21 protein-coding genes and 1 tRNA gene are annotated in these 22479 nt (G+C 60.9%); 10 read left to right on the top strand and 12 right to left on the bottom strand.

What is annotated here, in order from left to right; genetic code table 11:
- Positions 1–29: 29 nt before the first annotated feature.
- The 3 genes from art_RS15905 to art_RS15895 all read right to left on the bottom strand — a co-directional run bounded on the left by art_RS15905 (position 30) and on the right by art_RS15895 (position 2356).
- Positions 30–959 carry a sigma factor gene (locus tag art_RS15905; RefSeq protein WP_038466366.1) on the bottom strand — a complete coding sequence of 310 codons (930 nt, stop codon included), beginning with the start codon at positions 957–959 and terminating at the stop codon, positions 30–32.
- A 523-nt stretch (positions 960–1482) separates the two neighbouring features.
- The gene (locus tag art_RS15900) at positions 1483–1983 is read right to left on the bottom strand and encodes a hypothetical protein (RefSeq protein WP_052136648.1); all 501 of its coding nucleotides are present in this window, start codon (positions 1981–1983) and stop codon (positions 1483–1485) included.
- Positions 1984–1999: 16 nt separating this feature from the next.
- Complete coding sequence (locus art_RS15895; protein ID WP_038466363.1) at positions 2000–2356, bottom strand: hypothetical protein; 357 nt, start codon at positions 2354–2356, stop codon at positions 2000–2002.
- A 163-nt stretch (positions 2357–2519) separates the two neighbouring features.
- Here art_RS15895 and art_RS15890 point away from each other — a divergent pair, with 163 nt between their 5' ends.
- Both art_RS15890 and art_RS15885 read left to right on the top strand, forming a co-directional pair.
- Positions 2520–2801 carry a hypothetical protein gene (locus art_RS15890; protein ID WP_038466359.1) on the top strand — a complete coding sequence of 94 codons (282 nt, stop codon included), beginning with the start codon at positions 2520–2522 and terminating at the stop codon, positions 2799–2801.
- A 108-nt stretch (positions 2802–2909) separates the two neighbouring features.
- Complete coding sequence (locus art_RS15885; RefSeq protein ID WP_038466356.1) at positions 2910–3140, top strand: helix-turn-helix domain-containing protein; 231 nt, start codon at positions 2910–2912, stop codon at positions 3138–3140.
- Positions 3141–3275: 135 nt separating this feature from the next.
- Here the strand turns inward: art_RS15885 and art_RS22320 are convergent, their stop codons facing one another.
- Positions 3276–3434 (bottom strand): hypothetical protein, encoded by a 159-nt coding sequence (locus art_RS22320; protein ID WP_157875296.1) that lies wholly within the window; start codon positions 3432–3434, stop codon positions 3276–3278.
- 129 nt (positions 3435–3563) lie between these two features.
- On the opposite strand from art_RS22320, the gene art_RS15880 reads away from it, so the two are divergent.
- Positions 3564–4364 (top strand): helix-turn-helix domain-containing protein, encoded by an 801-nt coding sequence (locus tag art_RS15880; RefSeq protein ID WP_038466353.1) that lies wholly within the window; start codon positions 3564–3566, stop codon positions 4362–4364.
- Between the two features lie 234 nt (positions 4365–4598).
- Here art_RS15880 and art_RS15875 read toward each other — a convergent pair whose 3' ends face one another.
- The 4 genes from art_RS15875 to art_RS22315 all read right to left on the bottom strand — a co-directional run bounded on the left by art_RS15875 (position 4599) and on the right by art_RS22315 (position 8943).
- On the bottom strand, positions 4599–6857 hold the full coding sequence (locus art_RS15875) for an AAA family ATPase (protein ID WP_038466350.1): 2259 nt from the start codon (positions 6855–6857) through the stop codon (positions 4599–4601).
- 358 nt (positions 6858–7215) lie between these two features.
- The gene (locus art_RS15870; RefSeq protein ID WP_157875295.1) at positions 7216–7710 is read right to left on the bottom strand and encodes an endonuclease VII domain-containing protein; all 495 of its coding nucleotides are present in this window, start codon (positions 7708–7710) and stop codon (positions 7216–7218) included.
- Positions 7685–8587 carry an endonuclease VII domain-containing protein gene (locus art_RS21165; RefSeq protein ID WP_052136646.1) on the bottom strand — a complete coding sequence of 301 codons (903 nt, stop codon included), beginning with the start codon at positions 8585–8587 and terminating at the stop codon, positions 7685–7687. Before art_RS21165 ends, art_RS15870 begins: the two co-directional genes overlap by 26 nt.
- Positions 8588–8712: 125 nt before the next feature.
- Positions 8713–8943 carry a transposase gene (locus art_RS22315; protein ID WP_157875294.1) on the bottom strand — a complete coding sequence of 77 codons (231 nt, stop codon included), beginning with the start codon at positions 8941–8943 and terminating at the stop codon, positions 8713–8715.
- Positions 8944–9545: 602 nt separating this feature from the next.
- Here art_RS22315 and art_RS15860 point away from each other — a divergent pair.
- Together art_RS15860 and art_RS15855 are read left to right on the top strand one after the other, a co-directional pair.
- Positions 9546–9761, top strand: coding sequence for a helix-turn-helix domain-containing protein (locus art_RS15860; RefSeq protein ID WP_082000348.1), 216 nt, complete (start codon positions 9546–9548; stop codon positions 9759–9761).
- A 23-nt stretch (positions 9762–9784) separates the two neighbouring features.
- Positions 9785–11029 (top strand): tyrosine recombinase XerC, encoded by a 1245-nt coding sequence (locus tag art_RS15855; RefSeq protein ID WP_038466348.1) that lies wholly within the window; start codon positions 9785–9787, stop codon positions 11027–11029.
- Positions 11030–11109: 80 nt separating this feature from the next.
- Here art_RS15855 and art_RS15850 read toward each other — a convergent pair.
- Positions 11110–11183: transfer RNA gene (locus art_RS15850), tRNA-Thr, on the bottom strand.
- 199 nt (positions 11184–11382) lie between these two features.
- Positions 11383–12285 (bottom strand): DsbA family protein, encoded by a 903-nt coding sequence (locus art_RS15845; protein ID WP_038466346.1) that lies wholly within the window; start codon positions 12283–12285, stop codon positions 11383–11385.
- 183 nt (positions 12286–12468) lie between these two features.
- On the opposite strand from art_RS15845, the gene art_RS15840 reads away from it, so the two are divergent.
- From art_RS15840 to art_RS15820, 5 genes are all read left to right on the top strand, one after another.
- Positions 12469–13920, top strand: a complete 1452-nt coding sequence (locus tag art_RS15840; protein ID WP_038470564.1) for a trehalose-6-phosphate synthase — start codon at positions 12469–12471, stop codon at positions 13918–13920.
- Positions 13917–14699: a trehalose-phosphatase gene (gene otsB, locus art_RS15835; protein ID WP_038466343.1), complete on the top strand. Its 783-nt coding sequence runs from the start codon at positions 13917–13919 to the stop codon at positions 14697–14699. The genes art_RS15840 and otsB overlap by 4 nt, the downstream gene beginning before the upstream one ends.
- An 85-nt stretch (positions 14700–14784) precedes the next feature.
- Positions 14785–16014 (top strand): amidohydrolase family protein, encoded by a 1230-nt coding sequence (locus art_RS15830; RefSeq protein ID WP_038466340.1) that lies wholly within the window; start codon positions 14785–14787, stop codon positions 16012–16014.
- A 178-nt stretch (positions 16015–16192) separates the two neighbouring features.
- Positions 16193–17293 carry an ABC transporter ATP-binding protein gene (locus art_RS15825; protein ID WP_038466337.1) on the top strand — a complete coding sequence of 367 codons (1101 nt, stop codon included), beginning with the start codon at positions 16193–16195 and terminating at the stop codon, positions 17291–17293.
- Positions 17294–17393: 100 nt separating this feature from the next.
- Entirely contained in the window at positions 17394–18761 is a 1368-nt protein-coding gene (locus art_RS15820) for a DUF4032 domain-containing protein (protein WP_052136645.1), read from the top strand.
- 211 nt (positions 18762–18972) lie between these two features.
- Here the strand turns inward: art_RS15820 and art_RS15815 are convergent, their stop codons facing one another.
- The gene (locus tag art_RS15815) at positions 18973–20331 is read right to left on the bottom strand and encodes an FAD-binding oxidoreductase (RefSeq protein WP_038470558.1); all 1359 of its coding nucleotides are present in this window, start codon (positions 20329–20331) and stop codon (positions 18973–18975) included.
- A 278-nt stretch (positions 20332–20609) separates the two neighbouring features.
- Entirely contained in the window at positions 20610–22478 is a 1869-nt protein-coding gene (locus art_RS15810; protein ID WP_038466335.1) for a glycoside hydrolase family 13 protein, read from the bottom strand.
- Position 22479: the final 1 nt, after the last annotated feature.

The following is a 22479-nucleotide window of genomic DNA, read 5'->3' as shown; positions in this document are numbered from 1 at the left end:
CTCACCGTGTTCATGGTTGCGGAGCGGAATTACGACATGTGCTGAGTGCCAGCCGGAACCAACCTGTTGGGATCCATTGGTTGAGATGCGGGCTGTTTGGCCGCAGCGTGTTCCAGCACGTCAAGGGCGGCGCCGTACAACCGGCGTGCGTGGGTGATGCGACCCTCGATGTAGCTTTTCCTGAGGCCCGTCTCCTCCGAGAGCTCGGAAACCTTGGCTGCCCTGTCAGCGCCGCGCACCCCGGTCAAGACGAAACGTTCGGCGACAACTTGCAGCAGGAAAGTCGGCAAACAGCACACGGCAGTGGCAATTATTGCGGCCGTACTTGACAGTGTTACTGGCTCCACATCCATCGCCGCACGGACGGTCGCGGCTGTCTGGCGGAGAACTGTGACTGCCTGCCAGCCCTTCCGTTCCTCCCATCCCGCTTTGTGACCAGGATGACGTTCGCTCGGCAGGGTCAGGCACTCCACCGCCAATTCCCATGTTTCAGCCGTCACATGTTCACGCACAGCGGTCAGCGCCTCGACCGCCCATTCATGCTCGGCAACCCGTTCCCCACTTTCCGTCGCTGCAAAGTCAACTGGAGCTGCGGGTGAAACCTCGAGATCAGCATTCAGGGACATCCACGGATGGGCGAGAGTGCGACGAATGTGGTCGGCGCACAGATGCACGGCGATCCCCTGAACCCAAGCCCCAAACGTGATGCCCGGCAATTGACGGTAGCGCTGTTTGACCAGACCTTCCCAGGCGGCGACGCGTACATCTTGCATGACATCATCGACGTCGTCGACGTGTCCGATGCGCAGCAGACGTGAGCGGACAAAGGGCCGGACTTTCTCAACAGCCATCATGAGTTGGTCAATGGGGATGTCTGGAACCGGGGGCCGTTCCAGTGCGACGTCAATGCTGATGTTCCGGTCTTGCGGCTGTGATTCTCTGGACTTGATGCCCATCATCTTCACCATTCTTGAGCGGGTGATGATTGTCGACGAGCGGCGTCGAGATTGGCGCCGTTGGTGGTACTTTCTGCAGCTCGCACTGAGGCGGATGCGAAAGCGACCTGGTCTCCCAGATCAGAAGCAGCACCATGAACATCTGGCGGCCGCCTCGGCTTTTTGTTATCTCTCCAGTGTTATGGCGAGCTTAATTATTGTCAAGATGTTCGTGTTCACTTGTGGATATCTTTGGGGCAGAATGGTGTCATGCCGCACATTACGCAACCAGCCGACGCCGATTGGTCCCCTGAGATCGAGGCGGCTGTTGCCACCTTTGGCAACAGGGCTCGCAATGAGATCTTGCGCTATTTAGCCCACCATTCACCGGCCACCCGTGGAGACATAGTTGCGGCAGTCAGCTCGGAGGCTCCAAGCGTTGCCAAGCACCTCATCATCTTGGAGGAAACCGGCGTCATCACTGCCGACCGTGAACCTGGCCAAAGGCACGGACGCGCCCCCAGATATTCAACGAATAAGGCCCGAATTAGGGAGCTAATGGCTGCCCATCGCCGCTATCTTCTGGATCAGTAGCGTCTGACTCACCTTGGTGCAGACGGATATCGTTGTTCAGGAACTCGGTGATGGCGCGCAGGGTTTCAGGCGACACTTCCCCGAGCGCCCGTGCGGCGAACGACTTCACTTTGGCAGCTCTCAACGCTTTTAGGAATTCAAGCCGCGAGTCAATTTGTTCCGGGAGCCCCGATTCCTCATCGCCGATCAGGTAGGCGGGGTCGACGCCGAAAACTTCGCTGATGGCGGTCAGGAGTTTTGGGTCTGAAACCAGACGGTCAGTTCCATCCTTCATATACGACCAGCGAGCTCTGGAAAGCTTCACACCTCGATCAGCCAACTTCTGTTGCAGCTCCAGAAAAGTCAGGGGTGTTCCCCGCTCGGCTATGACAACGTCAAGCAAGAGATTCAGCCGGCGAGCGAGAATGAACTGGGCCGATGGCGTGACGTCCGAGTCACCAAGATCATCCGTCATGTCTTGCTCCTGCTCGTCAGATCTCGGACGGCGTAATCCTTCCGTCAGGCACGATTCGCCTGACACCAGTATTTCGCGCGGTCGTGCCCGTCGCAAGGAATCGGTCGATTGCGCTGTCCAGTGCCGTCATGAGCAGCAATTCAGCACACCCATGGCCAATACATGCATTCGGCGCTGCAGCATGTTCGTAGGCTGCAAGACCTGCAGGATCCAGTGCTTGCATCGCATCCAAATGGTATGCAACTTCCCTCAGCAAGGGCATGAACGTCCGCAGAAACTCCAATTCTTCATCTGCGTTGCGGGCCCAGTACCGCTCATCCCTGAGCAGGTCTGCAGCCTGGCGAAAGACAATTATTTGCGGATGTTCGAACATATTGCGCACCCTCTACTCGCCCTCGGTCCCGTACCCAAGAGGTGCGGGAATCCATTTGCTTGTTAATGGTTACCCGGCCCCCTTCCGACGTGGGCACTTCAGGGCGTAAAATTCCTTTTGGACATGTACAACAAATCCCACTTGCCGAGGGAGGTGGCAGAGGATGATTACCGACATGTCGAGACTGCTGTTTACGCCGGCCAACACGAGGATGTTGCGCCTTTTGAGTGTCAGCTGCCCGATTGATGTGCAAGGTATCAGCCGGGCATTGACGGTCCGGCCCAGTCTCGTTCGCCGCCAGTTGTGGGAGCTACAGCGACTTCGGCTCGTCAGCCACTCCCTTCCTGAATCAGGAGGGCCGGCCATCTGCTTCACCGTGGAGATTCAGCAGTTGCAAGACGCACTGGCCGTCGCAGCGCAGGAGATGGGAGCCGCGGACGAGTAGAGCGAGACGACCACGTCGTAGGTCAGGCGGTTTCCCATGAACAACCAAAGCTGATTTCAAGCCATCTCGACACTTCACCGAGTCGGGAAAATCAAAGGAGAACTCGCCATGACCGTAGACCGCGCTCCCGAATCCACGACGCCACGCGATACCGGCCGTTGGCTGTCACCGCAAGAGGTGTGCGACGAATTGCGAATCCCGAAGCAGACCTTCTACCAGTGGCGCGCCAGGCACGTAGCACCGCCCGCCTACCGATTCGGCAAGCTACTCAGAATCGATCGCGCCGAATTCGAAGAGTGGCTGTCGAACCACGCCGAGAATTTCAGCAGAGGTAGATGATCACGCCCGGATTTCAAAATGCAGCGAGCGGCCCTTTAGCGAAAACAATGGCCATCGCCTCGTCGATTCAGGAATGCCAAGGTTTCGTTGACACTCAAATAGGTCCGGGACAGCCTCGCCTTACCTCGATGTTAATCACTCGAGCGGCGGCGATACGACATAGCAGATGTCCCTAATTTCAGTGGCGAACCCTTTGGCCGCCGCAACAATCCGCCGCGCATCGTTAAAAAAAAGCACGATGTTGTCTGCAAGATGCGACAGCGTATCGGGATCGAATGAGAATTGGCGTTTCATTTTAGGTTCCTTCATTTCTGGGCGGAGGACTACGTCGGACGCTTGGATCGGGCGAACGCTACGTGATACGTTTAACTCGTTCCTAGTGTTGTGAAATATACACTACACAGTTAACGAGGAGTTTGTGAAGTGAAATCTGGGTCGAGTTCCGCCATTGCTTTCGGCCGCGTGCTACAGGCAGTGCGCAAGAGTGCTTCGAAGAACCAAGGCGACGTCGCCGCTTTTTTCAAGCCCAAGCTGTCCATAGCCGCTGTCTCAATGGCAGAAAGCGGTAATCGCCCACCCAAGACTGAGACGATGGTCCGGGCCTACGCCGACGCATTGGAACTCGATGATGATGATCTACTCGAGCTCTGGTGGGCCATGCAGGGCATGCTTGAAATCGACGATTGGACGGACGAGCGCCGTATCCAACGATGGTGGCGTGAGGCCTCGGCAAGTCCCCAGGTCGAAGTTGACCACATCCACACAGAGCTCGAGGCTAAAAAGAAATGGACTCCGAACGACGATTTCTATGCCCCATCGCTAAGGTTGTTTGTGCTCGCCGATTCGATTTGTGGCGTACTTCGACGCCTCCTCGGCGACACTTGGATTATTAGCCACAAACCGGAGATCGGTCTTCGCGACCCCATTGAAGGACGTCTTGCGACTGTCATGTTCGAGCTGCGGAGAGGAGGTCAAGCGGAAAGTAACTCGCTGGATTCTCCCGAGCTGATAACTACCTTTACATGCCCGGAACCCATTACTCGACCTAGTCCGAACGACACGACCACCCGGCCCAAAGCCGATACCATCTCACCGGACATCGCCTGGATTCTTTCTTCCGTCGAAGCGATGCCTGCCCGGGAACGAGCAGCGGTCGCTGGATTCATCCACGGACTACGCGAGGGAGCAGGTCTCTTCTCAGCAGCCTCGGCTACTACGGAATAGCGGCCCGCCGCACGGGATCTTCCTCGACCAATGCAGCCCGTGCTGAGATTGGTCCGGCGACGGTTGACGCTCACCCATTTCCTACTGGGGGTGTGAATGCTGTGGGCTTCTGTTGGCGGTCAAGAGATGCGCCCACTAATGTCTACGATCCTTCCGGCACCCTACAAATCTTGACCCTACTCTTTACACTTTTCACAGCCACGGATCGGCGGCTGAGACATCAACATCGGATACTTAGTGCGCCTCTTCCGCGCCTGTCTCGGTAGTGTTGGCGTTGGCAGGCTCTCCCATCATCATGAGGTAGTGCCCTTCCTGGCCATTCTCCTTGAAGATCCGACGGACCACCCGAAGATTCGCTTCAATTGTCGACGGTGTCGGCGAGTAGTCTATGTCATCGAAAATCGAGTGAGACCCGGCGTTAACCCAGGAGAACAAGGCACGGCAAATACCTTGGTCGTCGCCATCAAACTTGGAAACGATGGCAGCGTTATCGACGCCTCCAAGCACCTTGAAGTAGGTCTCGATGATTCTGCGCAGTATGTTCTGCAGACCCACGCCGGAAGAAGACGGTTCCTTCGAAGCCCGCTTCACCTCGTCCCACAGCGCTCCATAAGCTGTCTGGATCGGATTAATATCACTAAGCACAACCTCACCCGGTCGTCCGTGGATCTTTCGAACCACACCGTATTGCCATCCACCCGACTTGTCTCCCTGCCCCTTGTAAGTGATCTCCTTGTGGAAGTGAGCATTGTGGGTCAACACAATGAGTTGACTAACACGTCCGGAACTGGTGGCTATGTCTGCCACGATTCGACGAACTAGCGTTGAGACTGCGTATAGAACATCGCTATCGAGGCTAGAAATCGGGTCATCAATTACAGCGACTAGATCTTCCACCCCTTCGTCTACCTGCGGAGTTCCCTGAAGCGACTGCGCGAAATACAGGAACGTAATGAAGGTCTGTTCTCCTTCACTTAGCGTACTTGCCGCAACCTCACCATTGTCGCGAACCAACGAGTAGCCGTCTTTTACTGCACTAGATTCCTTCAGGCGGAAACTATGAAATCCGACTGAATCCAACAGCCTGTTGATTGTCTCGATGATCGGCTTGCTAGACGTGACCTCCTCTTGGAGCTTCCGCAGGCGCGCCTCCTTTGATGCCAATTCTTTTGCACTGAACGCTGCCTTCGATTCCAGGCTGAGCTGTCCCTTAACAAGTGCCGGCATCGCACCTTCGAAGTGTCCTACCTCAGTCGCAAGTAGCTTACGGGCAAACACTACCCAACAACGATCCAGCAAAACCTTTTTAGCAGATGCTCGATTTTTCAGGCGCAAGTTGAAAGTCTTGATCGAAACATTGGATTCCGCCACTATGACGTTCACTGCATTCACAACGTCCTTGGGAAATTCAATGGTGATTGATGCCGAGGGTGAAGTCAGCTTCATTTCGATGGCCGCATTTAGTTTCTCAACAGCTTGATCGAGTTGCATCTGAGCACTACCGAAATTGTCGATGTTGATGTGACTTTGAGCCTCTTCACTATTAAGGATAGCTGCGGCTTGGGCGCGCCACCGGTCACACCAAGTCTGAACATGCTGTTGGAGCAAATTGAGCTGTTTTAGCTGCTGAATGTATCGCTCATCGAAATATGCGTCGAGTCTCTCCGCAAGGTCGTCTTGAATTTTCTGTTGGCAGAAAGGGCAGTGCGCCTCGGACTGATCCAAATAGTCTCTACCATGTTGAACCCAATCAGCGTTCCCTAGTTGCTCAATTAATGGTGCCAAATTAACATCCCCGCTTCCAACGATCGGAGTAGCGAGCAGGTCGAGCCGAGTATCGTTCTCTGAAAAGACATGTGGTATGGGGGGAATTTCCCTTGCCTCAGTAGCATCATCAGTAAGAACAGCGGCGGCTTCTGTCCTCAATTCCTCAAATCCTTCTTTAACCTCGACGTGCGCGGCGGCGACGTCGATCAGCTTAGACAGAAAATTTTCTTTGCTGTTGCTAACGCCACGGAACATCTCGTGAAGTTCGCTGGGAACTTCCGAACGCTTGGTCCAAGCGGCTTCCTTGAGTGTTTTCCTTACCGCCTTGATTTCTCCTTTCTTTTCCTCCAGGGAAGTATTGAAGAAATTGACGCGGCCCTTGGCCGATGCTATAGCACCCTTTGGCCCGGTCAGACTCTCGATTTCTGTCTGAATTTCTGCATTGGTCTTGCCAAGAAGAAATACACCTGGCAGATTTCCGGCCTGCTTCAAGGTATTGGAAACATAGTCACTGTTGTAAACTTTGATGCCGAGCGGGACTCCTGCCGAATTCCATGTAGCCTTTGTGCCTGAGAAACGCGACTGGTCCTCAAAGGCCCGACTGATTGTGGTCTTACCGGAACCGTTCGGACCAAATATGAAATTTACTGGCTTCAGCGGTCCAACAATGGTTCCTCTTATAGGATCGAATGCTGGTGCTCCAACGAGGTGCAACGACTCAAGCATTCATATTCTCCAAACTGTAGGGCATCTTCACAATCCTCAATGCCGCGCCGATGACTATTACGTTCATGCTAGCCACTATGCCAAGTTCTGCTCGCATTCATGTGAAACATCATTGGTGAGGCGCACGAGACTGCATTATTTTCCGCAGAGGAAAGCCACCGTGCCGGGTTCCGGTGCCGGTAACCCGGTCATCTTCGAGCCGTTCCGTGCCTGGGAAGTGTCCGCCGCCCGGATCAAGGCGTCGTTGTCCACCCGCCCCGGAGGCCTCAAATACCCACACTGCAAAGACGAGGTAGGGGACCTGCTCGAGGTGGCCCGGTCGGCGTTCCGGCTGCACCGATCAGGCCGTGGCGCCGTGTCAGCACTGGGGATCGGCGTCCATGTGCGTTTCGAGGTACCGAGCCGCGGCCTCCATGCGTTCGAGGTCCTCTCCGAGGTGCCCTATGCCCTGGTTGCAACCCTGGCAGAGGAGCCCCCTCGACACACCCGTCACGTGGTCGTGGTCCACGGCCAGCAGCTTGAGCTTCCCGTACCGCATGACGACCTCGGGCTGGCCGCATATTGCGCAGACGCCGCCCTGGGTTGCGAGCATGGCGTCGTACCATTCGGGCGTGACGCCGTACATCGTTTTGATGTGCCGGCGGCGCTTCTCGGCCGCCACCCCCTCAGGGTCCCGTTCCCGGTAGCGCACGTGATACTGCGCGGTCTGGTGAACCACCAGGGTGCAGGCCTTACAGGCGCTGGCGAGCCCGGTGGCAGCCCTGCTGTTCTTGTAGAAGTTCTCAACCGGGCGCCACTCCCGGCATTTCCCGCACTGCTTCTTACCGTCAACTATTTTCGAAGCCTGCGCCAACGGACTCCCACTTTCGTTCGAGAAGGTACCGGACTGCTCTCCGAATGAGGTCCGGGCTGTCCTGGAGCGCGCCGATGCCGATGTTGCACTGCTGGCAGATGAGCCCCCGTGCCTTCCCCGTGGTGTGGTCGTGGTCGATGGCCAGCATTTTCAGGCCCCCGCCGCTACTGAGCTTGCTTTCCGGCAGCCGGCAGATGGCGCAGACGCCTCCTTGCGCGGCCAAGGTCTCCTCGTACCATTCTGCGGTCACGCCCCGGGTCTTGAAGAGCTGCCGCCGTCCCCGGGTTTTACGCAACTCCGGGGTGGCGCCGTCCCGCCATGCCTGTTGTGAGGCCCTCTCCCGTGCCAGAAAGGCGGCTGGATCTTTGGCCTTCTCCTCGTCCCGGCGTTTCCTCGTCTCGGCGTTGGTGCACTCCCGGCAGGCATAGCTGAGCCCGGTGGGGCTGTTTGAGTCTTTGCGGAATTCGCTGACCGGCAGCAGCCGCTTACAGGCGCTGCAGGGCTTCTTTCCGTCGACGATCAGGATGGCCGTGGTGCGCGGGACTGGAACGTAGCGGTCCTGGAATTTCTTGGCCTCGCAGGCCTTGCAGTTGCTCGCGAGACCACTCACCGTCGAAGCGTTCTTGTGGAACTCGCTGACCGGCAGCAGCTGCTTGCAGGTGTGGCAGGGCTTCTTCCCGTCGATCACCAGTATGCCGGTAGTCCGCGGGACCGAAACGTGCTTCTCGTCCCGCTTGGCTTTCACGCAGGCCTTGCAGGCGTGGGCCAGCCCGGTGGGCGAGGCGGAGGACTTCCCGAAGGCGATGACGTCGAGGACCTGCTTGCAGACGCTGCAGGGCTTCTTGCCATCGACAACAACCTGTCCCGGGGCTCTCAAGGTGTCCTCCCTCTGCTGCGCGCCTCACGGCGACTCCGTCCGCCGTTCATGGAAGGTCAGGTTACATGAAGGCCCGAATATCTAGGATGCGGCGCACCGGACCGTCCGGTCTTAGGGACTGTCTCCTAACGTGGCGCCCAGATGACGACGGCGTGCATTACGGCGGCTGAGCGGTAGGTCAGCAGGAGTTTCTCGTGGCAGGTGGTTAGGGGTCGCCATTGCTTTATGGTACTTAAGCTGCGCTTAACGACGTTGCGGCCTTTGTAGGCTTCCTTGTCGTAGTTGACGGGACGGCCGTCGGGGGTGACTTTGCGTTGTCGGTTGGCCTTCTGGCCTTTTTCTCGGAGATCAATCACTGAATGACTCAGAAAAAAGTCAAGCTCTCCGGGGTAGCGGAGGAAAATTTGGACACGCCGCCTGTGTCTTGGGCCGTCGCTACATTGGCGGGCTTCCTGATAAGTCTGACTGCGACATGGAAGCAAGCGAATGACGAAGTTGCCGTGGCTCTGGTCGGAACCTTGGTCAAGAGCCTATTCCTCGGGATTACCCTGTGGTCTAACTCGAAGCTTGAAGCAGAGAGTCGGATCCCCACTGATCCACAGAAACGAGCAACTCGACTAGTTGTAGAGTGGAAAATGTACTCGTGTACGTGAATCGAAGGGCACAGCAAGCTTGTCGATTGGACACTGCTCGTGCCTCCGACTTGTCAGTTTCTAGTGCCTGAGGGGGCTGCGCCTCTGGTACGAGGTGGCAAAGGTCTTGCAGGGTCTCACTATGTGCCTTTTATTTTGTTTCAATCTGTGGACTTCTTGTCCCAGGCTAGAGGTCACCGTCTGCCCTACGTCGGAATTCATGAGTTAGCCGTTCAATGAATGTCCTTTCCCGAACCCTGTTACGTAGTAAATCGATGCAACCACCATGAAGTAGGTACAAGCAACCAGAACCTACGGAGTGCATCATGTACAAGCAGGATCTCCCGAAAATTACTTCACCAGAAACTGTGCTGGAGTGGCTCACGCCCTCCGAGATCTGCCACGAACTGCAGATTCCGCTGCAGACTTTTTACCAGTGGAGGTCACGCGGAGTTGGGCCGCATGCCTACCGGATCGGCAAGCACCTGCGGGTCAGCCGGGCTGACTTCGAGGCCTGGCTTGTGCTCCGGTCTGACCCATAACGGCGCACGGCAAGGAACCAGAAATGGCCAGGGAACCACTGCCGCTTGGCACGTGGGGGAACATCAATGTCAGCCGCAGCAAAGCCGGTACTTGGAACGCACGCGCCAAGTACCGAGACATGGACGGCAAAGTACGGATCGTAGAAGCCCGTGGAACATCAGCCGCAGCAGCCCGCCGAAACCTTCAACAAAAGTTTGCCGACCGCAAAACCCCGCGATACGGGCTCGTGAACCCAAGAAGCAAGGTCAACGAACTCATCGCAGTGTTTCTCGTGGAACTTGAGTCGTCGGACAAGGCAGACCGAACCAAAGACAAGTACTCCTACTGCATCAAGAAGTACATTGCACCGGCCATTGGCGAAGTCCGCGTCGGTGAGGCCACCTCAGGCGTTATCGACAATTTCGTCCGCAAGCTTGTGGAAGACGCAGGACCTTCAACGGCCAGAAGTTGCGGTGCCGTCATGTCATGGATGTTCAAGGTTGCGCTTCGTCATGATGCGGTCACCGTGAACCCTGTGATCGGCATCTCAATCCCGAGGAGCAAGACAGCCAAACCGCAGGCACTGGATGCCACGCAATACCAGGATCTGCGGGAAAAGCTCATCGGCTGGGAAACAGCGACGGCCCTTGGACGGCCACGCACCCAAGAACTACATGAAATTGCCGATTGCCTTATCGCGACCGGGGCGCGGCCGGGCGAGCTCTTCGCGCTCACGTGGGATGACATTGATTTGGAGGCTGAACCACCCACGGTCTTCATCAATGCCACGGTCATCCGAACCAGCACCGGTGGTGTCCGAATCCAGGACCACCCCAAATCCCAGCACGGCATCCGCCACCTCACCCTTCCAGACTTCCTCGTGGAGCAGCTCCGGGAGCGCAGGAAGCGCCAAGAGGAAACTGGTGCCCCGAATCCACTGAACCTGGTTTTTCCGTCGTCAACCGGGACGGTGTGCGACGCCAACAACGTTGGCAAGCTGTGGCGCAAGGTCGCGGACTCATTGGGATACACCTGGGTGACACTGAAAACCTTCCGAAAGGCCAACGCCACTCTCATTGCCAGAGCTTTGGGCCCCGAGGCCGCCGCTTACCAGGCCGGCCATTCCAAGGTGTCCATGACCCAGGAGCACTACATTGAGGAACTTCGCGAGGCCCTCGATACCAGGTCGGTGGTGGATGCGTTCAAACCAAAAGACGGGTCTCAACAAGCTCCACCAGACGAGGAGGACCGGACAGAAAATGATGAAAAGGATGACCCAAAAGTATGAGTTAAGTATGAGTTAAGTTGAAAATGGCCCCTTTCGGGGCCATTCCTACAACCAAAATCCCTGTAAATCCGGGCTTTCTGGGCCCCCTATCGGATTCGAACCGATGACCCCCGCTTTACAAGAGCGGTGCTCTGGCCAGCTGAGCTAAGGAGGCAAACGCAATCAAGCGCTAGACAAGGCTACCGTAAGCGCTGCGGAAAAAGAAAACCGGCTCCCCGGGTGGCAAAGCCACCAGAAAGAGCCGGTTTTCATGTGCACTACACGAACGCCTCACGACCGCACGCGAGTGCTCCATAAGGACCCATTCGCACTGCGAGCGCCCAACCAGGCCACGCCGCAAGCAACCAAAGAAGTTACTTCTTCGCGTCCAGCACAGTGGTCAGGAAGGTGCCGAATTGGTTCACCGTCTCCGGCATCCACTGCTGCCCGTCAACAAAGACTGTCGGCGTGGCATTGACACCGGCCGAGCCTGCGAGCGCCCCCGCGTAGGCAACATACGGGCGGTATGTCTTGGCGTCAACACAGCTGCCGATGTCCGCGGCGCCAGCCTCCGTGGCCAGCTTCTTCAGTTTCGCATTGTCCAGGCCCTTGCTGTTTTCCGCGGGCTGGTTTACGTAGAGGGAGTCAACGAAGGCCTTGTACTTGTCAGGTGACTGGTCCACCACGCAGGCTGCCGCGGCGGCCGACCGTGAGGAGTAGTTGGTGCCGGAGGAGAAGCGGTCAAGGAACGGCAGCGCACGGTACTCCACCGTGACCTTGCCCTCATTGCGCAGGCCGTCCAGTTGGGGGCCGTAGGCCTGTTCAAATGAGTTGCAGGCCGGGCACATGAAGTCCAGGAAAATCACTACCTGGGCGGGCTCGCCGGAGGCCGAGGCCTTGATGCCAATCTTCTCAGGCGCCGCAACGGATGTGGCTTCCGCCGTGGGTGCCACCACCGTTTTGACGTCCACGGTCTTCTCGGTGGTGGTGGGCGCAATGATCGCACCGTCCTTGCCCACCGTGACGCCGCCGTAGGCGTTTGCGTTGGCCGGCACATTGCCGGTCTCGGCCACAGGCTCATTGGCCTTTTGCGTGTTGATGACCACCAGCGCAATGATGACGATGATCGCCACCGCCGCCGCCAAAACACCGCCACGGATCAACCAGGCATTGCGCTTTTCCTTTTTCAGCTGGGCTTCGCGAATTACCTTCGCCGCCTCGCGGGCCTTAGCCGTGCGCTCAGCCTTGCTCGGTCGTGGTTCGTTTCTGGAGCTCATAATTCCTCAGGTCTTGGGGCATGAAAAAAGGCCGTACAACGGCGAGTTCTAGATCATCTTATGGGAGAAACCTTGGAGAACGCCTTAAAGCCGTGCCGCACCGATCATTACCTGAGACATGACGGCATTTTCGCCCGCAAGCTAAGCTGGCACAAACTCGAGACCTACTCATTGGAGTTGCACGTGCCTGAAGATTCAAGCGTCAAACCGGCCCTCCACCCTGGCGGTTCAGACTTCGTTGTCGTCTCAAACCGCCTGCCCGTGGACAGGATTTCCACAGAAGATTCCGACGACGGATGGCGGCGTTCGCCGGGAGGCCTCGTCACCGCCTTGGCTCCCGTCATGGCCAGCCGCGAGGGTGCCTGGGTGGGTTGGCATGGGGCCCCCGACGAGGAGCTGGCCCCCTTTCACCACGAAAACATGGAGCTCATCCCCGTCGCCCTGTCCGCCGACGAGGTCGAACTGTATTACGAGGGTTTTTCCAACTCAACCCTGTGGCCGCTCTACCACGACGTCATCGCCCCACCGGAATTCCACCGCACCTGGTGGGACGCCTACCGCACCGTCAACATGCGCTTCGCCGAAGCCGCCGCAAAAACAGCAGCCGCCAACGCCACCGTGTGGGTGCAGGATTATCAGCTCCAGCTCGTCCCCAAGTACCTGCGTGAGCTGCGCCCGGACCTGAGCATCGGCTTCTTCAACCACATCCCCTTCCCTCCCCCGGAGATCTTCGCCCAGCTCCCCTGGCGCGCCGAGATCATCGACGGCCTCCTCGCCTCCGACCTCGTCGGCTTCCAACGCCCCAGCGACTCCGCGAACTTCCTGCGCTCCCCCCGCCGCTTCGTCGGCGCCGGCGTCAAGGCCGCCCAGGTCCAGCTCAAGGACGGCGACGGCACCGTCGTCCACATCTCCCGCGCCGCCCCGTTCCCCATCTCCATCGACGTGGCCCAGATCCAGGAACTCGCGGCCCGCCCCGACGTTATCTCCCGCGCCCAGCAAATCCGCGAAGACCTGGGCAACCCCAAAACCATCCTGCTGGGCGTCGACCGCCTCGACTACACCAAGGGCATCACCCACCGTCTCAAGGCCTACGGCGAACTCCTCACCGACGGCGCCCTGACCGTCGAGGACGCCGCCATGATCCAGGTCGCCAGCCCCAGCCGCGAGCGCGTGGAATCCTACCGCCTGCTCCGCGAAGAGGTCGACGGCATGGTGGGCCGCATGAACGGCCAATTCGACACCATCCTCCACACCGCCGTCCGCTACCTCCACCACAGCTACCCCGTGGAGGAAATGGTGGCCCTCTACCTCGCCGCCGACGTCATGCTCGTCACCTCCCTCCGCGACGGCATGAACCTCGTCGCCAAGGAATACGTCGCCGCCCGCAGCAAGAACACCGGCGCCCTGGTCCTCTCCGAATTCACCGGCGCCGCCGACCAGCTCAAATCCGCCCTCCTCGTGAACCCGCACGACATCGACGGGCTCAAGGCCGCCATCCTGCGCGCCGTCCACCTCTCCCCCGCCGAAGCCAGCCGCCGCATGCGCGCCATGCGCCGGCAAATTCTAACCCACGACGTCCAGCGCTGGAGCGAAGAATTTCTCACCACCCTGGCCACAAAGGCCGAGCCGGTATGACCCTGCCCGCCGAGCTGCAAGAGGCCCTCCTGGGCCTTGCCCGGACGCCGCACCTGCTGCTGGCGTTGGACTTTGACGGCACCATGGCCCCGATCGTCTCCCACGCCGACGACGCCCGCCCGCTCCCCCGCTCAGCCGCAGCCCTGGCCGCCTTCGCAACCTTGGAACGGACGACGACGGCCCTTGTGTCCGGGCGCGCATTGGCCAGTTTGCGGGCGGTCGCCGCCCCTCCGGCACCGACACTGTTGGTCGGCAGCCACGGTGCGGAAACCTGGTGGGGGCCCGATTCCCCCGCGTTGGAACTCACCCCGGTGCAACAGGCGGCACTGGAAGCGGCCCGGGCAGCGGTCGCGGAAGCAACGCACAGGTACCCCGGAACGGTGGCCGAGCAAAAGCCGGCCGGGGTGGTGCTGCACTACAGGCTGGCCGAGGAAGCCGACGCAAGCTCCGCCGTCGAGCATGTCCTGCAGTCGCTGGCGGAGAATCCGGACCTGCACCTCAGCACGGGCAAGATGGTGCTGGAAATCTCGGCCATCAAGGCCAACAAGGGCGAGAGCATCGCGGCCCTGCGCGAGTTCGCCCGGCCCACCGCAACGTTCTTCGCCGGCGACGATGTCACCGACGAGCACGCCTTTGCGGCGCTCCTCCCCAGCGACCTCGGCATCAAGGTGGGGCCGGGCAGCACGGCGGCCGGGTTCCGCATCGACACCCCCGATGAGCTGCCCGAGGTCCTGGAACTGCTCCTTGCCGCCCGCCGCCGTCACCTCTCCCACCCCTAACCCACGCCGCACCATATAAACACCCCTTTTCGCGACGCCGCCCCACGGCTGCACCACGGTCGCCCCAATGCTGAAAGGCCCCGCCATGCCCTCTTCCATCATCCGCAATGTCCGGCCGTGGGGCGGAAACCTCAGCGACGTCACCGTCACCGACGGCCTGATCAGCACCGTTACCCCGCATGACCCGGGCGCCGCGCAGGCAGCCATGCCCGGAGCCGGCACCGTGGTGGACGGCCGCGGCCGGCTGCTGCTGCCCTCGTTCTCCGACGTCCATGTGCACCTGGATTCCACCCGGCTCGGCCTGCCGTTCCGCGAACATACGGGTGCGCCCGGCGTCTGGGGCATGATGCTGAACGACCGCAACAACTGGCGCAACGCCGAAACCAGCATCGGCGAGCGCGTCGAAACGACGCTGCAGATGATGATCGAACGCGGCACCACCCGGGTGCGCAGCTACGCCCAGGTGGATGTGGACGCCGGGCTGGAACGCTTCGAGGCCGTCGCCGCCGCCCGCGAAACCCACAAGGACCGTGCGGATGTGCAGATCATCGCGTTCCCGCAGGCCGGGCTGCTGCGTGAACAGGGCTCGGCGGCGGTGCTGGACGAGGCGCTCAAGGCCGGCGCCGACGTGGTCGGAGGCATCGACCCCTGCTCCCTGGACCGCGACCCCGTGAAACATCTGGACATTGTGTTTGGGCTGGCCGAAAAGTACCAGCTCCCCGTGGACATCCACCTGCACGAACCCGGCGAGCTGGGGCACTTCAGCGCCGACCTCATCGCCGAACGCACCAGGGCGCTGGGCATGCAGGGACAGGTGACCATCTCCCACGGCTACCCGCTGTGGGGCGTCAGCGAGGCACACACCCGCGCACTCATCGAGACGTGGGCGGAACTGGACATTTCGACGGCGACCGTCGCCCCCGGCGGGCGACACCAGCTGCCCCTGGCCCAGCTGGTCGAGGCGGGCGTGCGTGTTGGCCTGGGCGAGGACGGCCAGCGCGACTACTGGTCCCCCTACGGCAACGCCGACATGCTGGACCGCACCTGGCAGCTGGCGTTCACGAGCGGCTTCCGGGCCGATGAACTCATAGAACACGCCATGGCCGTGGCAACCATGGGCGGGGCGTCAATACTTGACCGTTCCACACCCAGGCTGCGCTCTGCCGCCGACAGGCCGGGAACCCAGCCATCCGACGTCGCAAGTTTCATTCTGCTGCCCGGCGACTCGGTGGCGGCAGCGGTCATGGACAGGCCGGCTGACCGCACCGTCTTGCACCGCGGGCGCGTCGTGGCCGACCAGCTCACGCTCGTATAGCCGCCAAAATGTCCTCCTGCTGGGCCGATAGCGAAACGTGACGCGGACCATGGCCAAGATGTGTCATACTTCATATGTCGGCCCACAAACTGCCCTGGTGGTTTGCGGATCGATGCGTTAAACAACCATTCACAACGGATCGTTCGGCACGTACCTGCCGATGAAGGGATTTATTACTGTGGCTACAGTAACTTTTGACAACGCAACCCGCATTTACCCGGGCACCACCAAGCCCGCCGTTGACAAGCTCAACATTGACATCGCCGATGGCGAGTTCCTCGTATTGGTCGGCCCCTCAGGTTGCGGTAAGTCAACCTCACTGCGCATGCTCGCCGGCCTGGAAGATGTCAACGCCGGCCGCATCCTGATCGGCGACCGCGACGTCACAGACGTTCCGCCGAAGGACCGCGACATCGCCATGGTCTTCCAGAACTACGCGCTGTACCCGCACATGTCCGTTGCCGACAATATGGGCTTCGCCCTGAAGATCGCCGGCATCTCCAAGGACGAGCGCGCCAAGCGCGTCTTGGAAGCCGCCAAGCTCCTGGACCTCGAGGCATACCTGGACCGCAAGCCGAAGGCTCTCTCCGGTGGTCAGCGTCAGCGTGTTGCCATGGGCCGCGCCATCGTGCGTAACCCGCAGGTGTTCCTCATGGATGAGCCCCTCTCCAACTTGGACGCCAAGCTGCGTGTGCAGACCCGCACCCAGATCGCATCCCTGACCCGCCGCCTGGGCGTCACCACCGTTTACGTGACACACGACCAGGTTGAGGCCATGACCATGGGTGACCGCGTTGCAGTCCTCAAGGACGGCCTGCTCATGCAGGTTGACACCCCCCGCAACCTGTACGACGCCCCGCAGAACGTGTTCGTTGCCGGCTTCATCGGCTCCCCCGCCATGAACCTGCTGGAACTGCCCGTTGTTGACGGCGGTGTGAAGTTCGGTGGATCAATTTACCCCGTACCTTCCGCCGTTCTCGGCGAGGCTGCAGGCAACACGGTCACCGTTGGTGTTCGTCCCGAAGACCTCGAAATCGTCGGCGCCGGCGAAGGCTTGGCTATTGAGGCCGACGTCGTAGAAGAGCTGGGTGCCGATGCTTACGTTTACGGCCACTCCATCATCGACGGCAACGAGCGCGACATGGTTCTCCGCGTCGACGGCCGCCGCCCACCAATGAAGGGCGACACCATCCACGTCCGCCCGCAGGTCGGCCACGTCCACCTCTTCGACGCCACCTCAGGCGCACGCTTGGGCGACAAGTCGATCGTCCGCGACTAAGGTCGTCGAGTCCCGGTGACTGACTAGTTGTAAGGCGCGGCTGCCTGTTGGATATTTCCAGCAGGCGGCCGCGCTTCACCTTTTAAGAGAGAATCTAGCTATGACTGAACAACCAGGCGCCAAGTGGAACAACGAACCCACCGACTTTGAGCAGATCGGCAAACTGCCGCGGGAGGCGCCCGCACCGGCATCCGTGATGGGGTCCTTGAACATCACCGCGGCCGCTGCCGATCCCGGTCTGCTGGACCTGCCCTGGCACATCAAACTTGAGGAGTGGCCCGCGGCGAACCTTGCCGCCCTGCCCCGCGGCATTTCGCGCCACGTGGTGCGCTTCGCCCACCTCGACGGTTCCGTCATCGCCATCAAGGAAACGTCCGAGCACGTAGCCCGCCACGAATACCACATGCTGCGCAAGCTGGCCCGGCTCGATGTCCCCTGTGTTGAGCCGGTCGCCGTCATCACGGGGCGGACCACCCCCGACGGCGCCCCGCTGGACCCCGTGCTTGTCACCCGGCACCTGAAGTTCTCCCTGCCCTACCGCGCCTTGTTCTCGCAGAAGCTGCGCCGCGACACCCTCACCCGCCTGATCGATGCGCAGGCGCTGCTGCTGGTCCGCCTGCACCTGGTGGGCTTCTACTGGGGCGATGTCTCCCTCTCCAACACGCTCTTCCGCCGCGACGCCGGCGCCTTCGCCGCCTACCTCGTGGATGCCGAGACCGGCGAGTTGTACCCGGACCTCTCCACAGGCCAGCGCGAGTACGATCTCGAGATCGCCCGCGTCAACATTGCCGGCGAACTCATGGACCTCCTCGAGGGCGGGCTCATCGAGGAAAAGGTTGACCCCGTCGCCACCAGCGAGCTCATCATGGAAAGCTACCGCCGTCTCTGGGCCGAGCTGACCGAGAAGGAATCGTTCGAGCTGGAGGACCGCTGGCGTGTGGGTGCCCGCATCCGCCGCCTGAACGAGCTGGGCTTTGACGTGGAGGAGTACGCCATTAAGACCACCCCCGACGGCTCCACCATCCAGCTTCAGCCCAAGGTGGTCGACGCCGGGCACCACCAGCGCCGCCTGCTGCGCCTGACAGGCCTGGACGCCCAGGAAAACCAGGCCCGGCGCCTGCTCAACGACATGGACTCCTTCCGCAACGACGTCGCCCCGGACAAGGACGAGGAAATCAGCGCCCACGAATGGGTCAGTTCCATCTTCGAGCCCATTGTGCGTTCCATCCCGCGCGAGCTCGGCGGGAAACTGGAACCGGCCGAGGTGGTCCACGAGGTGTTGGAACACCGCTGGTACAAGTCCAAGGATGAGGAACGCAACGTCCCCCTGGCCGAGGCCGTGCAGTCCTACGTGGACACCATCCTGCGCTACCGCCGGGACGAGGACGCCATCATGCTCAGCACGGACACGGACACCATCAAGATGCTGGAAAGCGGAGTAGTCCCCGACGCCGCCTTCGAAGACTAACCCCACCTACCAACGCTCGCTCACATACGGGGCACTTTCCCCCCAACGCTCGCTCACATACGGGGCACTTTCCCCCAACGCTCCTGCACCTCAAATATGGGGACCACTCGCCTCAACGAGCGTCCTGTCATGTGAGTGAGCGAGGGTTCGGACAAAAACCCCCATATGTGAGCGAGCGTCGGCGAGAAACGCCCCTCTAGTGAGCGAGCGTTTAGATGGCGGAGGGGATGGCCTTGCCCGGGTTCAGAATGCCCTGCGGGTCGAACAATGCCTTGATGTTCCGCTGAATCTGGAGCACCGGCTCGGCTTGTTCCAGCGGCAGCCAGCGCAGCTTGTACTGGCCGACGCCGTGTTCGCCAGTGATGGTGCCGCCGAGCTCGAGCGCCTTGTCGATGGATTCATCCAGCGCGGCGTTCAGGGCTGCGATGCCGGCCGGCTCAAACGTCGGCACGGAGAAAGTGGGGTGCAGGTTGCCATCGCCGGCGTGCGCGATGACCGCCAGGTCCACACCGTGCCGCACAGCCATCTCCTCAAGCGCGGTGATGTAGTGAACCAGCTGGGAACGGGGCACGGCGACGTCCTCCCCCACCCGGTTTTCGGCGTCGACGTCCAGGCCGCGGTTGTTGCGCCGCAGGTCAACGAGCCGCTGCGCCTCGGCGGGATCCTCGCGGCTGACCGTGCCGCCCAGCTTTTCAAGTTCGACGGCGGCCACCGCCTCCTCCGCTGCGGCCGCCAACCCGTCAAACTGGATCAGCAGCAGTGCCGTTCCCCGCTGGGAGAGGGTGCTGCCGTTGCGGCGGTCCAATTCCTTCAGTGACGGCCCGTCCAGCAGTTCAAGAATGCACGGCTGCACCCGGGCAGCCCCCAGCGCGAGCACGCCGGCGGCCGCCTGCTGCACGGAGGGGAAGAAGACTGCCAGGGTGCGCACGATCGTGGGCAGGTACTTCAACCGCACCGTGGCCCCGACAACAATGCCGAGCGTCCCTTCGGAACCCACGAACAAGCTGGTGAGGTCGTACCCGGCCACGCCCTTGAACGTCCTGTGCCCCGTGTGGATCAACGAGCCGTCGGCCAACACCACATCCAGCGACAACACCGCGTCACGGGTGACGCCGTACTTGGCACAGCGCAGCCCACCGGCGTTCGTGGCGATATTGCCACCAATGGTGGAGATCTTGAAACTGGCCGGATCCGGGGCGAACATCAGACCGTGTTCGGCCACGGCCGTGTTGAGGTCTCCGTTGATGACGCCGGGTTCCACCCGTGCAATCTCATCGGCAGGGTTGATCTCAAGGATTTGGTTCATACGAGTTAAATTAAGGACCACGGAACCGGCGGTCGCATGTGCACCGCCCGAGACTCCGGTGCCGGCCCCGCGTGTCACGAGCGGAACATTGTGCGCTGCGGCAGCACGCACCACAGTCTGTACCTGAGCCACCGATTCAGCCCACACCACAGCCAACGGCAACTGATAGTCAGTCACGGGCCCCTGGTCGATGGCAAAGGTCTGCAAATCCGCGCCAGCAACGCTGATCTGGTCAACCCGCAGGTCTTGCCTCAACAACGCCATGAACTCTGTGTTCAACCCCAACTCCTGTACCGCCATATTCCCGCCGACCCTTCCGTCCATGCCACAGATGCAGCTTCCAGTCTAGGAGAAAGAGGACAGGAGAAGGAGGCCAGGCGCAAGGTGTCAGTCCTTGGCCGACGGGTGGTGGTGCCCCGTCCGCCATATCCCCGTTCCAGTCATCGAGTTTGCAGTTGTTGGACCAATAATGCCCGGACAGCGTTTTCCACGTCCAACAACTGCGGACTCGATTTGAGAAAGGGCCGCTGGGGCCCGCGGACCTACCAGGCGGGAGCCGTCACCCCAGGCAGGCGCCATACAAAGACGCCGGGACCGTCCAGGGTGAGCTCCGTCGTCGTACTGGCAACGGATCCAACGCGGAAGGCGGGATCCGCCGACAGCGCGCCGTCCGCCAGGCCCAGGTCCGCCAGCGAAAACTGGGCTGGCGCCCGCGTGGCAATAACCAGCAGAGTCTCCTCGGCGGACTCGCGCACAAAAGCCAGCACATCGCCGTCGGCCATCAGCCAGCGCATACCGCCGTGAATGGCCGGGCTCCCGTGGCGCAGCGCGGTCAGGGCCGCGTAGGTGGGGCGCAGGTCCGTGACCACCCGGGCTGGCTCATCCCACGGGATCGGCGTGCGCGACGCCTCACCGTTCCAGCCCTCCAGCCCAAACTCGTCGCCGGCAAAAATAACGGCAATGCCCGGCAACAGCATGGACAGCGCCGCCGCCACCACGGGACCGCCGGGAATCATGACGCTGGCTGCGCGCGCCGTGTCGTGGGTATTCAGGGCGTTCATGGTCGCGTTGCGCACAGGCCAGCTGAAGGCGCTGGAGAGATCGCGATGGGTGGCAAGCACGACGTCGGCCGCCACCTTGGGCGGTCCCGGCAGCGGGGTGCCGAAAAAGTCGACAGACGCCTTCGGATCGCCCAGCCACTGCCACAAGGGCCGCGTGAAGTTTGAGTACGTCATGGCGCCCTGCCAACCAAAACCGTCCACGTCGGCACCGGCGTCCGAGGTCTCCTCGCCCAGTAGCAGCGCATCCGGGTTGATCTCAAGAATGCGCTGCTGGATGAGCGCGGCGACGTCTTTGTTGATGTCCTGCGCGCCGAGCCGCCCCGTCATGTTGCCGACATCGATCCGCCAACCGTCAAGGTTGAACGGGGGCTTGAGCCAATGCGCCACCACGGAATCCTCGCCGGTGACAAAAGCCTCCCGCAACGCCTCGGACGCCCAGTTCAGCTTCGGCAGCGACTGCACACCCCACCAGGACTCATAGTCCGTATGGTCCGTGTTGAAGTAGAAGAAGCCGGCCTCGACGGAATCTGGATCAGCCTGGGCGCGCTTGAACCACTCGTGGGCGTCGCCGGTGTGGTTGGAGGTGAGGTCGCCCATGACCTTCATGCCGCGTTTGTGGGCCGCCTCAACCAGCCGGACCAGCGCCTCGTCGCCGCCCAGCAACGGATCCACCTCGTGGAACGTCGAGGCGTCATAGCGGTGGTTGGAGCGGGCGGGGAAGAAGGGGGTCAGGTAGACAATGTCCGCACCCAAGGCCGCCAGTTCGTCCAGTTTTTCGGTGACGCCGTCCAGGTCCCCGCCGTAGAACTGGCGGGCCACGTCCGGGCCGCTGCCCTGCACCGGGGTGTCCCAGTCGCAGGCCACTCCCCATTCTGGGGTGGGTCGATCGGCAGCCTGCGCCGAGCGGGCAAACCGGTCGGGGAACACCTGGTACATGACCGCGTCACGGGACCACTGCGGCGCCGCCTTGGCCGTGGTGACCCGGAAGTCGTTGTAGTCGGAGGTGTCGCGATTGTGCAGGCCGGCGTTGTTCAGGTGCCAATAGCTGGGCCCATCCGCCTCGGTGCCGGCTTCGGCGCTGCCGGGCACCTCGATGACAAACCTGTACAGCGCCACCGGGTTGATGTGGAGCATGCTCGCCTCCCACCACACCCAGCCGTCCGCGGTACCAATTACGGCTGCCTCGTCGTAGCGCGGCTCGGCATCCTGCACGCTGCGCACCCAAACCTTCGTGGCGGTCCCCCAGTCTTGAGGCACGCGCAACCGCAGCCTGCAGCGTTCGCCGAGTGCCGCCGTCGTGCTTCCAACATGAAGAACTGAACCATCGTGATGCGGTTGATTGACTGCCATG

The sequence above is a fragment of the Arthrobacter sp. PAMC 25486 genome (assembly GCF_000785535.1).
Taxonomy (GTDB): Bacteria; Actinomycetota; Actinomycetes; order Actinomycetales; family Micrococcaceae; genus Specibacter.
The sequence above is the reverse complement of the archived record's forward strand: the minus strand, read 5'-3'. Positions and strand labels throughout refer to the sequence as shown.

Coding starts and splice junctions, on each gene's coding strand:
- art_RS15905 (WP_038466366.1), bottom strand. CDS start 959: ATGATGGGCATCAAGTCCAGAGAATCACAGCCGCAAGACCGGAACATC.
- art_RS15900 (WP_052136648.1), bottom strand. CDS start 1,983: ATGACGGATGATCTTGGTGACTCGGACGTCACGCCATCGGCCCAGTTC.
- art_RS15895 (WP_038466363.1), bottom strand. CDS start 2,356: ATGTTCGAACATCCGCAAATAATTGTCTTTCGCCAGGCTGCAGACCTG.
- art_RS15890 (WP_038466359.1), top strand. CDS start 2,520: ATGATTACCGACATGTCGAGACTGCTGTTTACGCCGGCCAACACGAGG.
- art_RS15885 (WP_038466356.1), top strand. CDS start 2,910: ATGACCGTAGACCGCGCTCCCGAATCCACGACGCCACGCGATACCGGC.
- art_RS22320 (WP_157875296.1), bottom strand. CDS start 3,434: ATGAAACGCCAATTCTCATTCGATCCCGATACGCTGTCGCATCTTGCA.
- art_RS15875 (WP_038466350.1), bottom strand. CDS start 6,857: ATGCTTGAGTCGTTGCACCTCGTTGGAGCACCAGCATTCGATCCTATA.
- art_RS15860 (WP_082000348.1), top strand. CDS start 9,546: ATGTACAAGCAGGATCTCCCGAAAATTACTTCACCAGAAACTGTGCTG.
- art_RS15855 (WP_038466348.1), top strand. CDS start 9,785: ATGGCCAGGGAACCACTGCCGCTTGGCACGTGGGGGAACATCAATGTC.
- art_RS15845 (WP_038466346.1), bottom strand. CDS start 12,285: ATGAGCTCCAGAAACGAACCACGACCGAGCAAGGCTGAGCGCACGGCT.
- otsB (WP_038466343.1), top strand. CDS start 13,917: ATGACCCTGCCCGCCGAGCTGCAAGAGGCCCTCCTGGGCCTTGCCCGG.
- art_RS15830 (WP_038466340.1), top strand. CDS start 14,785: ATGCCCTCTTCCATCATCCGCAATGTCCGGCCGTGGGGCGGAAACCTC.
- art_RS15820 (WP_052136645.1), top strand. CDS start 17,394: ATGACTGAACAACCAGGCGCCAAGTGGAACAACGAACCCACCGACTTT.
- art_RS15815 (WP_038470558.1), bottom strand. CDS start 20,331: ATGGCGTTGTTGAGGCAAGACCTGCGGGTTGACCAGATCAGCGTTGCT.
- art_RS15810 (WP_038466335.1), bottom strand. CDS start 22,478: ATGGCAGTCAATCAACCGCATCACGATGGTTCAGTTCTTCATGTTGGA.